At 70.5% G+C, this 14,776-nt stretch carries 12 protein-coding genes; 9 read left to right on the top strand and 3 right to left on the bottom strand.

The window, feature by feature from the left end:
• The first annotated feature begins 69 nt into the window (after positions 1–69).
• The 9 genes from NPA30_RS08565 (at position 70) to NPA30_RS08525 (ending at position 7,100) form a co-directional block, all read left to right on the top strand.
• Positions 70–825 carry a M48 family metallopeptidase gene (locus NPA30_RS08565; protein WP_256802207.1) on the top strand — a complete coding sequence of 252 codons (756 nt, stop codon included), beginning with the start codon at positions 70–72 and terminating at the stop codon, positions 823–825.
• Between the two features lie 60 nt (positions 826–885).
• Positions 886–1,623, top strand: coding sequence for a phosphoribosylanthranilate isomerase (locus NPA30_RS08560; RefSeq protein ID WP_256802206.1), 738 nt, complete (start codon positions 886–888; stop codon positions 1,621–1,623).
• A 33-nt stretch (positions 1,624–1,656) separates the two neighbouring features.
• Positions 1,657–2,880, top strand: a complete 1,224-nt coding sequence (trpB, locus tag NPA30_RS08555) for a tryptophan synthase subunit beta (protein WP_256802205.1) — start codon at positions 1,657–1,659, stop codon at positions 2,878–2,880.
• Between the two features lie 2 nt (positions 2,881–2,882).
• A complete protein-coding gene (locus NPA30_RS08550; RefSeq protein ID WP_256802204.1) occupies positions 2,883–3,170 on the top strand; it encodes a hypothetical protein in 288 nt (95 codons plus the stop codon).
• Positions 3,163–3,537: a hypothetical protein gene (locus NPA30_RS08545; RefSeq protein ID WP_256802203.1), complete on the top strand. Its 375-nt coding sequence runs from the start codon at positions 3,163–3,165 to the stop codon at positions 3,535–3,537. The genes NPA30_RS08550 and NPA30_RS08545 overlap by 8 nt, the downstream gene beginning before the upstream one ends.
• Positions 3,534–3,866 (top strand): divalent-cation tolerance protein CutA, encoded by a 333-nt coding sequence (cutA, locus tag NPA30_RS08540; protein ID WP_256802202.1) that lies wholly within the window; start codon positions 3,534–3,536, stop codon positions 3,864–3,866. The genes NPA30_RS08545 and cutA overlap by 4 nt, the downstream gene beginning before the upstream one ends.
• Entirely contained in the window at positions 3,863–4,699 is an 837-nt protein-coding gene (gene trpA, locus NPA30_RS08535) for a tryptophan synthase subunit alpha (protein WP_256802201.1), read from the top strand. Before cutA ends, trpA begins: the two co-directional genes overlap by 4 nt.
• Positions 4,700–4,777: 78 nt before the next feature.
• Positions 4,778–5,725, top strand: coding sequence for an acetyl-CoA carboxylase, carboxyltransferase subunit beta (gene accD, locus NPA30_RS08530; RefSeq protein WP_256802200.1), 948 nt, complete (start codon positions 4,778–4,780; stop codon positions 5,723–5,725).
• A gap of 40 nt (positions 5,726–5,765) precedes the next feature.
• Positions 5,766–7,100 (top strand): bifunctional folylpolyglutamate synthase/dihydrofolate synthase, encoded by a 1,335-nt coding sequence (locus NPA30_RS08525; RefSeq protein WP_256802199.1) that lies wholly within the window; start codon positions 5,766–5,768, stop codon positions 7,098–7,100.
• Between the two features lie 232 nt (positions 7,101–7,332).
• On the opposite strand, the gene trxA is transcribed toward NPA30_RS08525, so the two are convergent.
• The 3 genes from trxA to addB are packed head-to-tail and all read right to left on the bottom strand — an operon-like array spanning position 7,333 to position 14,488.
• Positions 7,333–7,650 (bottom strand): thioredoxin, encoded by a 318-nt coding sequence (trxA, locus tag NPA30_RS08520; RefSeq protein WP_256802198.1) that lies wholly within the window; start codon positions 7,648–7,650, stop codon positions 7,333–7,335.
• Between the two features lie 53 nt (positions 7,651–7,703).
• The gene (addA, locus tag NPA30_RS08515; protein WP_256802197.1) at positions 7,704–11,336 is read right to left on the bottom strand and encodes a double-strand break repair helicase AddA; all 3,633 of its coding nucleotides are present in this window, start codon (positions 11,334–11,336) and stop codon (positions 7,704–7,706) included.
• Complete coding sequence (addB, locus tag NPA30_RS08510) at positions 11,333–14,488, bottom strand: double-strand break repair protein AddB (protein ID WP_256802196.1); 3,156 nt, start codon at positions 14,486–14,488, stop codon at positions 11,333–11,335. The genes addA and addB overlap by 4 nt, the downstream gene beginning before the upstream one ends.
• Positions 14,489–14,776 lie beyond the last annotated feature (288 nt).

Raw genomic sequence — 14,776 nt, 5'->3', positions numbered from 1 at the left:
GCGATCGAACCGTCGGCGTGACTTGCTCGCACGGACGCGTCATACAGGGTCGACCTGCCGACTCGACCGATGCGCCGCCTTCTCCGCAAATCGTCCTCCCGCCCGTCCGCTCCGCTTCTACCGGACACGCTGACGCTTGCTCGTGGCCCGGTGCCGCTGACGGTGCGGCGCAACCCGCGGGCGAAGCGCCTGATCCTGCGGCTGGCGCCGGGCGCCGACGGCTTGATCGTCACGGCGCCGCAGTCGGCATCGGTCGCCACCATCCTCGACTTCCTCGAACGCAATCGCGGCTGGGCCGAAGCCCGCGTTGCAGCGCGCCCGGTGGGCCTGGTCGTGGAGCATGACGCGGTGCTGCCGTTCCGGGATGGCACCTTGCGCGTCCGGCACGCGCCCGGACGGCGGGCGACGCTGATCGAACGGGGCGCGGCCGGCGAAGCGGTGCTGCATGTGGGCGGCGAACCGGCTGCGGTGGGCCGCCGGGTCATGGATGCCCTGAAGCGCGAGGCGCGCAAGGACCTGCAGGCGGCGGTGGATCGCCATGCGGCCGCCGTCGGCATCAAGCCGGCGGCGCTGACGCTGAAAGACACCCGCAGTCGCTGGGGCTCCTGCAGCCATGATCGTCGGCTCGCCTTCTCGTGGCGCATCGTCATGGCCCCGCCGGAGGTGCTCGACTATCTCGCCGCGCACGAGGTGGCGCATCTGCGCGAGATGAACCACGGCCCGAAATTCTGGGCACTCTGTCGCGAGCTCTGCCCGGGGATGGACGCCGGCCGCGACTGGCTGCGCAGCGAGGGCGGCGCGCTCCACGCCATCCGGTTTGGCTGAAATGGCGACCTGCCTTACATGACGGTGAAAGCCGCGATGGCGGCAAGCGGAACGTCGGCGATGCACATCAAGACCTGTGGCCTGAAAGATCGCGAGACGGTCGACGTGGCGCTTGCGCGCGGCGCGAGTCATGTCGGCTTCGTGCACTTCGCGCGGAGCCCGCGGCATCTGGAGGTGGCGGAGATCGCGCCGCTGCGCGCCCATGTCGGCGGGCGCGCCCTCGTGGCGGTGGTGCTGGTCGATCCGGACGACCGGCTGCTCGATGCGCTGGCCGAAGCGGTAAGGCCCGACATCCTGCAGCTTCATGGCCGGGAGACGCCCGAGCGGACGGCGGAGATCGCCGCGCGCTATCCAGCGGCCGTCATGAAGGCGCTCAGCGTCGGCGTCGCGGCAGATCTCGACGCCATCGCCCGCTATGAAAACGTCGCGGACCGCATTCTTCTCGACGCCAAGAAGCCGAAAGGCTCCGAACTGCCGGGCGGCAACGGCATCGCCTTCGACTGGAGACTGCTCGGCGATCTGTCGGCCCGGTTCGACTTCATGCTCTCCGGCGGCATCCATGCCGGCAATGTGGGCGAAGCGATCGCCTCCGTGCGACCGGGCGGGCTCGACGTCTCCTCGGGCATCGAGAGCGCGCCCGGCGTGAAGGACGCGGCGCTGATCCACGCCTTCTTCGACGCGGTGGAGGCCGCCCGGCTGGCGCAGCCGACCCCGCCGCGGCCTGGCCGCCTCACGGTCGGCCCCGTCGCGGCGAGCCCCGCCGCACCCGGCATTGTGAAAGCCGGCGCCAGACGCTAGGCAAATGCCATATCCAAGCGAAAGACCGAGCCCGTGAATCAGTCGCTCCCGCTCAATTCCTATCGCTCCGGCCCGGATGAGGACGGCCGCTTCGGCAATTACGGCGGCCGCTTCGTCGCCGAGACGCTGATGCCGCTGATCCTCGACCTCGAGGCGGCGTGGAAGGCGGCGAAAGAGGATCCGGCCTTCGCGGCCGAGCTCGGCGATCTCGGCACGCACTATATCGGCCGGCCGTCGCCGCTCTACCACGCCGAGCGCCTGAGCCAGCATCTCGGCGGCGCACAGATCTGGTTCAAGCGCGAGGAGCTGAACCACACCGGCTCGCACAAGATCAACAACTGCGTCGGCCAGATCCTGCTCGCCAAGCGCATGGGAAAGACCCGCATCATCGCCGAGACCGGCGCGGGCCAGCACGGCGTCGCGGCGGCGACGGTCTGCGCCCGCTTCGGCCTGCCCTGCGTCGTCTACATGGGCGCGACCGACGTCGAGCGGCAGAAGCCGAACGTCTTCCGCATGAAGCTCCTCGGCGCGGAGGTGCGCGCGGTGACCTCCGGCGCCGGCACGCTGAAGGATGCGATGAACGAGGCGCTGCGCGACTGGGTGACCAACGTCGCCGACACCTACTACCTCATCGGCACGGCGGCCGGCCCGCACCCCTATCCGCAGATGGTGCGCGAGTTCCAGTCGGTGATCGGCGCCGAGGCGCGCCAGCAGATGCTGGACGCGACCGGCAAGCTGCCCGACGCGGTCGTCGCCTGCGTCGGCGGCGGCTCCAACGCCATCGGCATGTTCGACGCCTTTCTCGACGACCGCGACGTCGCGATCTACGGCACCGAGGCCGGCGGCCACGGGCTGGAGGTGGAGAACGGTCACGCCGCCTCGATGAGCGGCGGGCGGCCGGGCGTCCTCCACGGCAACCGCACCTACCTCCTGCAGGATGCCGACGGGCAGATCCTCGAAGGCCACTCGATCTCCGCCGGTCTCGACTATCCCGGCGTCGGCCCGCAGCACTCCTGGCTGAAGGATGCCGGGCGGGTGAACTACGTGCCGGTGACCGACGCCGAGGCGCTCGACGCCTTCCACACCTGCACGAGGTTCGAGGGCATCATCCCGGCGCTGGAGTCGGCACACGGGCTGGCGCATGTCCTCAAGCTCGCGCCGACGATGAGCCAGGACCAGTCGATCGTCCTCTGCCTCTCCGGCCGGGGCGACAAGGACGTGCACACGGTCGCCGCCTCAATGGGCATGGAGCTCTGAGGATGGGGGACGAGGAGGCCGGCAGATACGACGCGACGCAACAGGCGTTCAATCATCTCCTCGACCGCGAGAGCATCGAGGTTCAGCCGGCTGCGCTGGCGCTTCTGGCGGCGCATCTTCGATCGAACATCTCGTTTCAGGAGCGTGCGATAAAGGCCTTCGCGGATTTGTCTGCAGGCGCGATCGATCTGGAAGACGTGGAGAAGATGCTCAAGGCGTCCGAATTGTCGGACCGCACGCTTCTGCGTTTCCTGGAAGAGCTGCTGAAGGAGCCGGCCCAAAGTGAGTGAGCGCGATGCCCTGAGGCATCTCTTTCCGGCGAACGATGCGCCCTCGAACCTGCGCTCCGTCCTGCGCTCGCGCGGCAGCGGCGGCGGCTCGGGCGATGGGATGGAGCCGCGTGTCGCTCATCTCGAAGCGGGGGTGGCCCATCTCGAGCGCGACGTTTCGGAACTGCGCACCGACATGCGCGATGTTCGTGATCGCCTCACGCGTCTTGAGGAGAAGGTCTCTCATCTTCCGAGCAAGGGCTTCATCGTCTCCGTCGTCCTCCTGGCGCTCGCCGTCATCGCTGGCATGTTTGCGTTCCAGTCCCAGATCGAAGCGCTTGCGCAGCGACCCGCTGCGGTAACGACACCCGCCCCCGCGACGCCATGATCGAGGCGCTGGAGATCACCGTCAGCTGCCCGGATGACGGCGTGGCGCGTGCCATCGCCGACGCGCTGCTCGCCGGGCACCTCGCCGCCTGCTGCACCGTCTCCGGCCCCGTCGAGAGCCGCTATGTCTGGCACGGCGCGGTGGAGACAGCGAGCGAGGTCGTCCTCGCGATCAAGACCCGCGCCGCGTTGTTCGATGCCGCGGCCGAGCTGATCCGCACCCATCATCCCTATGACACGCCTGCCATCTTCGGCCATGCCGTCGCCCTTACGGACGCGGCGACGAGCGCGTGGCTGGACGAAACCACCCGAACCGAAGAGCTCGCATGACCGCACGTATCGACGCCCGCTTCGCCGCGCTGAAAGCCGAAAACCGTCCGGCGCTCGTGACCTTCGTCATGGCCGGCGACCCCGACATGGAGACGGCGCTCGAGATCATGACGGCGCTGCCGGCCGCCGGTGCCGACCTCATCGAACTCGGTATGCCCTTCTCCGACCCGATGGCCGACGGCCCGGCGATCCAGAAGGCGGGCCTGCGCGCGCTTCACGCGGGGCAGACGCTGGCCAAGACGCTCAATACCGTCCGCCGCTTCCGGGAGGGCGATCAGGCGACGCCGGTCATCCTGATGGGCTACTTCAACCCGATCTACGTCTATGGCGTCGACGTGTTCCTGCAGGCGGCGAAGGCGGCCGGCGTCGACGGGCTGATCGTCGTCGACCTGCCGCCCGAGATGGACGACGAGCTCTGCCTGCCGGCCCTGGCGAGCGATATCGCCTTCGTTCGCCTGGCGACGCCGACAACCGACGACCGCCGCCTGCCGGCGGTGCTGAAGAACACCTCGGGTTTCGTCTACTACGTCTCGATCACCGGCATCACCGGCTCGGCCGCACCGGATGCCGGCAAGGTCGAGGCGGCGGTCGGACGGATCAAGCGTCACACCGACCTGCCGGTCTGCGTCGGCTTCGGCGTACGCTCGCCCGAGCAGGCGCGCGCGATCGGTAGCGGCGCGGACGGCGTCGTCGTCGGCTCGGCGCTGGTCAACGCGATCGCCGAAACGCTGGATGCCGAGGGTCGCGCAGGCCCGGCCACGGTGGGCGCGGTGACGGGGCTGGTCGAGGCCCTTGCCGCCGGCGTTCGAGCCGCACGCCTTGCAGAGGCCTGATTTCCGGGCCAATTAGGGCCTTGAGAGAGCCGGCGGGAAAACACCGCCGCACCGCGCCATCCAACACGGGACGCCGTCTTGAACTGGATCACCAACTACGTCCGCCCGAAGATTTCGAGCCTCCTCGCCCCGCGCGAGGTGCCCGAGAATCTCTGGATCAAGTGTCCGGAGACCGGGGAGATGGTCTTCCACAAGGACCTCGAGGCCAACCAGTGGGTCATCCCCTCGTCCGGCCACCACATGCGCATCACCGCGAAGGAGCGACTGAAGCACTTCTTCGACGACGGCGCCTTCGAGGAGATCGAGTTCGCCAAGGTGCCGCTCGACCCGCTGAAGTTCCGTGACGAGAGGCGCTACACCGAGCGCCTGAAGGATGCCAAGGCGAAGACCGGGCTCGAGGATTCGGTGCTCGTTGCAACCGGCGCCATCGACGCGCTGCCGATCGTCGCCGCGGTGCAGGACTTCTCCTTCATGGGCGGCTCGCTCGGCATGGCCGCAGGCGAGGCGATCGTCACCGCCTGCGAGCGCGCGGTCGCCGAGCGCCGGCCGCTGGTGCTCTTCGCTGGGTCCGGCGGCGCGCGCATGCAGGAGGGCATCCTGTCTCTCATGCAGCTGCCGCGCACGACCGTTGCGGTGCAGCTCGTCAAGGAGGCGGGTCTTCCCTACATCGTCGTCCTGACCAATCCGACGACCGGTGGCGTCACCGCATCCTACGCGATGCTCGGCGACGTCCACATCGCCGAGCCCGGTGCGCTCATCGGCTTTGCCGGACCGCGCGTCATCGAGCAGACCATCCGCGAGAAGTTGCCGGAGGGCTTCCAGCGCTCGGAATACCTGATGGAGCACGGCATGGTGGACATGGTCGTCCATCGCCACGAGCTGAAGGGCACCATCGCCAATCTTCTGAAGCTCCTGACGAAGACTCCGGCATCGGCCGTGGCGCGGACCCCGGCCACGTCGGCCAAGAAGCCGGTCCCGGCGATCATCGATAACGAAGACGAACCCGTCGCCGAAGCCGCGCAGTGAGGCGTCTCGCCGCGCGCCGGCGCCACAGCGGCACAGGATCATGACCGTTACCAGCCTCGCAGGCACCGAGATCGACCGGCTGATGCTGCGGCATCCCAAGGGCTTCGACCTCGCGCTCGACCGCATCCGCACCCTGCTCGCCACCCTCGGCAACCCGCATTTGCGGCTGCCGCCGGTGATGCACGTCGCCGGCACCAACGGCAAAGGCTCGATCATCGCCTTCGCGCGCGCGATCCTGGAAGCCGACGGGCGCGCCGTGCACGTCCACACCTCGCCGCATCTCGTTTCCTGGCACGAACGCTACCGGCTCGGGCGGCACGGCCAACCGGGGCGGCTGGTCGAGGACGAGGTGCTGGCGCGGGCGGTGGCCCGGGCCGCGGAGGCCAACGGCGACGCGCCGATCACCGTGTTCGAGATCCTGACCGCGGTGACCTTCCTGCTGTTCAGCGAGCATCCGGCCGACGCCGCCCTGATCGAGGTCGGGCTCGGTGGGCGCTTCGACGCCACCAACGTGATCGAACGCCCTGATGTCAGCGTCGTCGGCACGATCTCGCTCGATCATGAGGCCTATCTCGGCGACCGCGTCGAGCTCATCGCGGCCGAGAAGGCCGGGATCTTCAAGCGTGGCGTGCCGGCGGTGATCGGGCATCAGACCGAGGACGTGGCGCTCGAGGTGCTGAAGGCCGCGGCCGACCGGGTGTCGGCGCCGCTGCTCGTCTATGGCGAGGATTTCCTCGCCTACGAGGAGCACGGGCGCCTGGTCTACCAGGACGAGCGCGGGCTGCTCGACCTGCCGACGCCGCGCCTGCCGGGCCGCCACCAGCTGTTCAACGCCGCGACCGCCATCGCCGCGTTGCGTCACGGGGGCTTCGAGCCGAGTGAGGCCGCCTGTGAGACCGGCATCGCGAACGCCGACTGGCCGGGTCGGCTGCAGCAGATCACCTCGGGGCCGCTCGTCGCCGCGGCCGTCCCGGGCGCCGAGCTGTGGCTCGACGGCGGGCACAATCCGGGCGCAGGCGTCGCCATCGCGGAGGCCATCGCGGACATGGAAGACCGGGTGCAGCGCCCGCTCTTCCTGATCGTCGGCATGCTCAACACCAAGGACCCGCTCGGCTTCTTCAAGGCCTTCGGCGGGCTGGTGCGGCATGTCTTCACCGTGCCGATCGCCTCCTCGGAGGCCGGGCTCGATCCCGACGACCTCGCCGACGCGGCGATCGAGGCGGGGCTCGACGCCGAGCCCTGCGACAGCGTCGAAGAGGCCATCCGGCTCGTGTCGACCAACTGGCAGAGCGAGCCCGTTCCGCGCTTCCTGATCTGCGGCTCGCTCTATCTCGTCGGCGACGTCCTTGCGTTCAGCGGCCTCGCGCCGAGCTGACGGTCACGAGGAAGAACCGGCGACGCTTCGTTCAGCATCCGCCGGCAAAGGACGAGGCGCGCAACCAACTCTTCATCCCCCACCCGTTAGAACGAGGCTCTGGTCCTGATTACCCACCGCCGGATCCCCGTGGTCCGGCGGTTTTTTTCGTTCCCCGTCCAGGCGACGCGCAGACACGAAAAAGCCCGGGCAAGCCCGGGCTCGATGATCTCGATCGACGATCGGATAGGGCTTAGGCGGCGCCCTTGATCCAGTCGACGAGCTTCGACTTCGGCGCGGCACCCACCTGAACGGAGGCCGGCTGGCCGTCCTTGAACAGCATCAGCGTCGGGATCGAGCGCACGCCGAACTGCGCGGCGAGCTCCGGATTCTCATCGATGTTGAGCTTGGCGATCTCGATCGAGTCCATCTCGTTGGCGATCTCTTCCAGGCTCGGGGCGATCATCTTGCACGGGCCGCACCACTCGGCCCAGAAGTCGACGACGACCGGCTTGGCGCTCTGCAGGACATCGGACTCGAAATTGCTGCTGTCGATCTTCTTGGTGGCCATGATCGGCTCCTTCAAACACGTCGTCCGATAGGTAGAAACCGCCACGCGCGAAATCAAGCCGAGCCCTCGTCCGGCGCAGGCGCCGGGGCGGGCTCCGGCGGGTTCAGGCGGTTGGCGAGCGCGGCGTCCATCGCCGCGGCTTCGACCGGGATGAGCACGGGCGTCTCGGTGAAGAGGAGCGCCGCTACGATCGCGTGCTCCGGATAGAGCGGGCGCAGGAGCTCGCGGTAGAGCGCGAGCTGCAGGACATAAGCGCCCGGCACCTCGGCGATGGCGCTCGGGGCTGGGCGGTTGGTCTTGTAGTCGAGGATCGTGACCACCGTGTCGGTCACCACCAGGCGATCGACGAGGCCGCTGATCCGCCAGGGCTTGCCGCCGAAGTCGATGGTGCCGGCCAGAGCCACTTCGGCGCGGCTGCCGGGCGCGAAGATATCGGCATACGCCGGATCCGACAGCACCCGAAGCGCCGCGGTGAGCGCCGCCTCACGCACCGGCGTCGGCAGTTCCGGCACGCCGTCGAGATAGCGGCGGCCGGCCGCCTCGCGCTCGTCGAAGGGAAGGTCGGGCAGGACCTGCAGCAGCCGGTGCGTCACCGAGCCTCGGCGCAGCGCCTGCGAGGGCTCGGCGCCGCCCGCGAGCACCGGCGAGACGAAGCCCGACGCCGGCGAGGGCTCCTCGTCCAGCCGCTCCACCTCGTGCGCACGGCCGGCCGTGGACGGGGAGAGGGGGCGCGGCGGCGGCGGCTCGGGCGGCAGGGGCGACAGGTCCAGCACCGCCGTTGGTGCAGCCGCCGCCGCCGCTGGTGCGGAGTCCGACGTCTCACGTGAATCGGGGGCCGTACCGAAGCGCCAGGCGATCACGGCGTCCGCCTCGTCCTTCACCTCGACGGAGACCGGTCCGAGCGCCGCCTGCACGCGCTGCAGCCAGGCATCTTCGTGCGGCGCGCGCAGCCCGGCCGTGCCGCAGACGACGAGACGGTCGGCCGCGCGGGTCATGCCGACATAGAGAAGCCGCCGATACTCTTCCTCGGCGCGCGCCTTCTCGAGCTCCTTCAGGCGCGCGAGGACGGCATTCTCGGTCTCCTTGCCGACCCGCCACAGGATGGCCGGCGCCTGGCCGGGCACCAGCCCCGGCATGTCCTCCCAGGTGACGAGACGGGCGGCGTGGCTGTGCGAGAAAGGCGCCGAGCCGGGATCGACCAGAAAGACGACTGGCGCCTCCAGCCCCTTGGAGGCGTGCACGGTCATGATCCGCACCTCGCTGCGGCCATGCTCCATCTCCCGCTTCAGCTCGGGCGAGGTGGCCTCGAGCGTGGCGAGAAAGGCGTCGAGGCCGGGATCGGCCGCGCTCTCCTCAGCCAGGGCGAGATCCAGGAACGCGTCCACCACCTCGCCGACATCCTCGCCGAGCCGAGCCGTCAGCCGGGCGCGTCCACCCTCCGGGCCAAGGACGCGGGCATAAAAGGCAAAGACGCCCTCGAAGCCGCTCCGGCGCCGCAGCTCCTCCAGCCGGTCGAAGGCAAGGGCGCCTCGCTCACGCAGACGCCCCCGTTCGCCGTGGGGCACGAAGTCCGGCAGCCGCTCCTCGCCGCCGGGCCGCGCCAGCCGCCGCAGCGCGAAATAGAGGGTGTCGGCGTCGCCGCGCGACAGCGCGAGCGCCATCAGGTCGTCGTCCGAGAAGTCGAAGAGCGGGCTCTTCAGCACCTCGCCGAGCGACAGGTCGTCTTCGGCATTGGAGACGACGCGGCCGAGGGCCATCAGATCCTGTACGGCGATGTGGTCAGTGATCACCAGACGGTCGGCCCCGGCCACCGGAATGCAGGCGCTCCGCAGCGCGGCACCCATCGCCTCGACGAAGCCGGAGCGCTTGCGCACCAGGATCAGGACGTCGCCGGCACCGAGCGGGCGGGTGACGCCCTTCACGGTCAGCGGCTGGCCGATCCAGCTGGCGATCTGCGCGGCAATGCGCCGCGCCAGTCGATTAGCCGGCGAAGTTTCCGGCTGGTGGTCGATCGGCTTCAGCCAGTCCTCGTCCTGCGGTGCCTGTTCAGCGCGGACCGGCGGCCACACCTCGACGAGACCGGGCTCGGCGGCGCGGGCCGATTCGTGCACCGGCGGCTCGTCGCCGCTCGACAGGCCGCGCCGGTTGTCCGGATCGGCGAAGACGTGGTCGACCGCCTGCAGCACGTGTGTCACCGAGCGGAAGGACTGGTGCAGCTCGAGCCGGTGGAAACTGAGGCTGCCGGCCTCGGCCTGCCGCTCGATCCGCCGCCGCTCCTGCGCGAACATTGCCGGCGAGGCGCCCTGGAAGGAGTAGATCGACTGCTTCTCGTCGCCGACGGCAAACACCGTGCGGAGGGTGTCGCGGGCACTCTCGCCGGTGAAGAACTCCTCGATCAGCGCCCGCACGACCTGCCACTGGCGCGGGCTGGTGTCCTGCGCCTCGTCGATCAGGACATGGTCGATGCCCTTGTCGAGCTTGTAATGCACCCAGTCCGCTGCCTCCGAGCGCAGCAGCAGGTCGGCGGTGCGCACGATCAGGTCCTCGAAGTCGAGCCGGCCGCGCCGTCGCTTCAGCGTCGCGTAGTCGCGCTCCAGCCGGTCGGCGATGGTGAGCGCGGCGGCGCTCGCCTCGTAGAGCCGCAGCGTCGCCAGCCGCTCGGCGCTTTCGGCGACGCGTTCGGCCGAGCGGGCGAGCCGGACGTCGAGATCGGGCACGCTCTCGGCGACCGCTTTGGTACACAGCCCCTTGTAGGCGCTGCGCGGGTTGCCCTTGGAATCGAAGACGATCGCCTGAAAGGCCTCCAGCCGCAGCGCTGCGCTCGGCGCCTCGAGGAGCGCCGTCAGTCGGGTCGCGAATTTGGCGTCTGTCGGCCCGGCGGCAGCACGCGCGGCGGCGAGGAGGCTGCGGCAGACCGCCTCGGTCAGATGTGGGCAGGGCCACAGGGAAGCAAGCAGACTGTCGGCGCTGTCCTCGTGCGGCAGGAGCTCCAGCGCCGCGCGCAGGCGGTCGAGCGCCGGGTCGAGGCCGCCGGCCTCGACGAGGTAGCGGCGGATCGCGTCGCGTCGGGCGACGATCTCGGAGAGCAGCGCGTCGAGCCCCCATTCCCCGGCAAGATCCAGCGCCGTCTCGAAGGCGGGCAGCACGCGGCGGGAGTCGTCTTCGCCGGTGGCGCTGGCGCCGGTAATCAGCAGGCGCTTGGCTTCGGCGAGGAGGAGGGCGCTTTCCGCGTCGGCCAGAACCTCGAAATGCCCGGGCACGTCCGCCTCGAGCGGGAACTGGTGCAGGATCGCCTCGCAGAAGGCGTGGATGGTCTGGATATTCAGGCCGCCCGGCGTTTCCAGCGCCTCGGCGAACAGCCGTCGCGCGGCGGCAATTCTATCCGCATCGGGACGGCGCCCGTCGAAGCGGGCGAGCTCGGCGGCGAGCGCCGTCTCCTCCATCACCGCCCAGGCGGACAACCGGGCGAAGACCCGGTTCGCCATCTCGGCGGCGGCCGCCTTGGTGTAGGTCAGGCACAGGATCTTCGAGGGCACCGCGCCGGCGAGCAGCAGGCGCAGCACCCGCTCGGTCAACACGTGCGTCTTGCCGGAGCCGGCATTGGCGGCGACGAAGGCCGAATGGCGCGGGTCCGAGGCCAGTCCCTGCGCGCGGCGGGTCGTCTCCGAGATGGTGAAGCTCGTCACGGCGCGTCCTCCGCGGCGTCGAGGCCGATCGACCATTCGCGGGCCCGGGCGAGATGGTCGTAGTCCCCGGAGAAGTCGCCGGCCTTGAAGGGCCGCGCACGAGACCGGTAGCCCATCTGCTCGTCCTTGTAGGCGGCGACGAGCTGCCGGAACTTCTCGAGCGCGGCATCGGCGAGCCCGTCGGCGGTGTAGTCCAGCCCACCCTTCTCAGTCCCGGCGAGCCCGTCCTCCTTGAACGCCTTCTCGCGCAGCCGGACATAGAGGAGGTCGGCGAGCGGCCCGGGCGTCGCAAGGTCGCCGGCGAAGGCGCCGAGCCGCGCCATCGCGCCCTCCAGCGGCAGCTGCGGGGCGAGCAGGGCGCGCGCCTGCTTCACCGAAGGCTCCGTGCCGGTCTTGAAGTCGATGATCTGCAGCCGCCCGTCGACGGTCACGTCGATGCGGTCGGCATAGCCGGTGAGGCGCGTGGCGATGTCTGGAAAATCCCATTCGCCGCGGCATTCGGCGATGCGGGCGCGGATGCCGGCATCGCGCTCGCGCTCCCAGGCGATGTAGTTCTGTGCCAGCGTCTCCATCCGTGGCCACCAGACGGCGTGAACCTCCGGCGGCAGCGCCTCGCGCTCGAACTCCTGCGCCGCAACGTCGATCAGCCGGGCGATCGCGTCCGCGACGGTCGGGTCGTTGCCGTCGAGGACGTAGCGGGCGAGGATGCGGTGGTAGAGGGTGCCGCGCTCCGCCGCGCCGGGGTCGCGCAGCAGCGGCGGCAGCTTCTCGAGCTTCAGGATGCGGCGGGCGTAGACCGCGTAGGGATCGCGGATCAGCCGCTCGACCTCGGTCACCGAGACCTGGCGCGGGCGCAGCGAAAGCGGCGGGCGCGGGAACGGTCGACCGCGGTCCGTCGCCGGCGTCCGATCGAGTGCGTAGGACTCCGTCGGTCCACGGTCGAGCGCGCGCGCATGGGCGCGGTAGACGTCGCCCTCCGCCCGCATCTGTGCCTCGCCCGACGCGCCGGCCACGGTCAGCAACCGCTGCAGCCAGCGCGAGGCGACGCTCGGCGCGCCGCCGGAGCGCCGGGAGCGGGTCAGGATCACACGCCGGCTGCCGAGCGCCATCTGAAGGTCGTGCGCGGCGAGCCCGATGCGCCGCTCCGGTGGATCGAGCGCGATCTCGGCCCGCATGATGCGCGACAGGAACGCGTCCGACCGCGCGGCGCCCGGCCAGGTGCCCTCGTTGAGGCCGGCGAGCACCATGGTGTCGACGCTCTGCAGCCGCGCCTCGAGCGCGCCCCAGACGAAGGCGCGGGCCGAGAGGCCGCCGCGCGGCTTCACCGTCTCGCCGGCCGCGAGCGCGACGAGGACGTCGGGCAGTTCGACGGCGTCGAAGGCGAAGCCGGTCGGCGGACAGGCGACGAGGCCCGACAGGAAGGCGGCGAGCGAGCCGCCGGCCTCCTGGGCATAGAGCTCGGACGCATCGCCCTCGGGATCGCGGCACAGCGCCTCCAGCACCTGCGTCAATGCCGTCGCGTAGGCGCCGATCTCCGCCGCGGGCGCGCCGCGCAGCGCGGTGAGCGGCGCGAAGGCTTTCTCCAGCGCTTCGGCGACGTCGGCGGCAAGATCGCGATCTTCCTCGGGCAGCAGCTGCACCGGGCGGGCGACGAAGACGCGCTCGCCGGTTTCCGCGTCCTTCCCCTCGAAGGCGCGTCGGCGCTGCCCGTAGAGCGCGGCAAGGCCGACGAGGTCGGCTCGGCCGACGCCACCGCGCAGCGCCACCATCTCGATCGTGCGCGCCGCGCGTCGGGCCTCGCCGGCCGTCCGGCCGAGCCGCAGCAGCGGGTGTTTGAGGAGCGCGACGAGCCGCACCGGGTCGCCGGGGCGCAGCGCCACCTCAGCCGCCGTCAGCATCAGGGTGCCGGGCGCCGTGCCCGTCAGCGGCCGGCCGGCCGAGTCGTTCGCCTCGATGCCGAAGCGCTTCAGCTCGACGGTGACGCGGCGCGCGAGTTTGCGGTCCGGGGTCGTCAGCGCGACGGTCTTCTCGGGATCGGCGAGCGCGGCGCGCATCGCGCAGGCGATCGCCAGCGCCTCCTCGCGCTCGTCGTCCGCCTCGATCAGCGCCAGCCCGTCGAGCGCCGCCGGCGGATGTGCGTTGCGGCTGTCGCCCCAGGCGGCAGTCGTCTCGGCCGGACGCAGGGCGTCGGCGACGAAGGCCTCGCGGGCGGCGAGCACCGGGTCGAGACCGAGGTCGAGGTGATCCACCGCCTCGCGCGGCAGCTGCAGCCGGGCGAGGATGCGCTTCAGGCCATGCTGAGGATGGCCGACGGTCGCGAGCGAGCGGGCCGCGTCGATGGTCGCGAAGTCCTCGTCGGAGAGGTGGCGGTCGAGTCCCGGCAGCACCAGCGCGCCGTTCGGCAGCCCGGCGACCGCGCGCATCAGCTCGGCGACCGCGGGCGCGGTCGCGGTCGAGCCGGCGATCACCACCGGTCCCGGCGCGCCCTCCTGCCGATACTGCGCCGCCAGCCGCCGCAGGCGACGGTTGCGCGCCTCGGTGTCGCTGACATGGCCGCGCTCGGCGAGGATCTGCGGCCAGTGCTCGGTGAGGATCTGGAGGAAGGTCAGCGTCAGCTGCCACCAGTGCGCCAGCCGATCAGGCGCGAGGCCGGCGAGGCCGGCGATCTCGGCTTCCTCGGTCTCGATCTCGGCGAGCAGGCGCACGAGATCGCCGGCGAGCCAGACCGCGTCGGCCGCCGAGGCCGGCAGGCTCAGGGCCTCGCTGCCGATGGCGCGCAGCGTCTCCTCGCGGATCTGCCGGCGCCACTGGCGCACCAGGCTCGCGATCAGCAACCGCTGCTCGACCGGATCGGCCACCGGCGTCAGGCCGTCCAGCGCGCCCTCGGCGCGGAACAGGGCGGTCTCGTCCTCCTCGCCGAGCGTGCGGATCGCTGGAAGGATCGCGCTGACACCGCCGAGCGCCTGGCCGAAGGCGCTGGCGAGGCCGCGCGCGGCACGCCGGGTCGGCACGTAGACGGTGAGGCTCGCGAGCGCGAGGGGATCGCCTTCGGGATGGAAGCCCTTGACCACGCGCCCGGCGATCAGGCTGTCCGCCAGCGTCGGCAGGAAGGGCAGGCCGGGCGGGATCGAGACTACGGAGGCGCGGGGCATGGCGATGATCTAGCGGGATTCGGACGCCGTTGCACCGGGCTCGACTTTATAGTCGTCATCCCGGCCTTGAGCCGGGATCCATGCCAAGCCGCTGAACGAGCAATCATCAGCATAAGGGAAGTTGTGAGGCGAAAACGGCCATACGCTCGCCGCCCTTTTTCCGCAGCCGGGCTACCGGTTGATCCGCCGAGGCATGGATCCCGGCTCAAGGCCGGGATGACGAGACGGAGGGCTCGACATTGACCGCCAGTGCGAGGTCTATGACGGAACATCGGTGCTGCTCTCGCA

The organism is Mangrovibrevibacter kandeliae, assembly GCF_024519155.1.
Classification (GTDB): domain Bacteria; phylum Pseudomonadota; class Alphaproteobacteria; order Rhizobiales; family Rhizobiaceae; genus Mangrovibrevibacter; species Mangrovibrevibacter kandeliae.
Note: the sequence above shows the minus strand (reverse complement) of the source record. Positions and strands in the feature narration are given on the sequence as shown.

Bases quoted from the DNA above. Each gene is read 5' to 3' on its own strand.
- trxA (WP_256802198.1), bottom strand. From the start codon at position 7,650: ATGGCCACCAAGAAGATCGACAGCAGCAATTTCGAGTCCGATGTCCTG.
- NPA30_RS08550 (WP_256802204.1), top strand. From the start codon at position 2,883: ATGGGGGACGAGGAGGCCGGCAGATACGACGCGACGCAACAGGCGTTC.
- addB (WP_256802196.1), bottom strand. From the start codon at position 14,488: ATGCCCCGCGCCTCCGTAGTCTCGATCCCGCCCGGCCTGCCCTTCCTG.
- trpA (WP_256802201.1), top strand. From the start codon at position 3,863: ATGACCGCACGTATCGACGCCCGCTTCGCCGCGCTGAAAGCCGAAAAC.
- cutA (WP_256802202.1), top strand. From the start codon at position 3,534: ATGATCGAGGCGCTGGAGATCACCGTCAGCTGCCCGGATGACGGCGTG.
- NPA30_RS08525 (WP_256802199.1), top strand. From the start codon at position 5,766: ATGACCGTTACCAGCCTCGCAGGCACCGAGATCGACCGGCTGATGCTG.
- NPA30_RS08565 (WP_256802207.1), top strand. From the start codon at position 70: ATGCGCCGCCTTCTCCGCAAATCGTCCTCCCGCCCGTCCGCTCCGCTT.
- NPA30_RS08560 (WP_256802206.1), top strand. From the start codon at position 886: ATGCACATCAAGACCTGTGGCCTGAAAGATCGCGAGACGGTCGACGTG.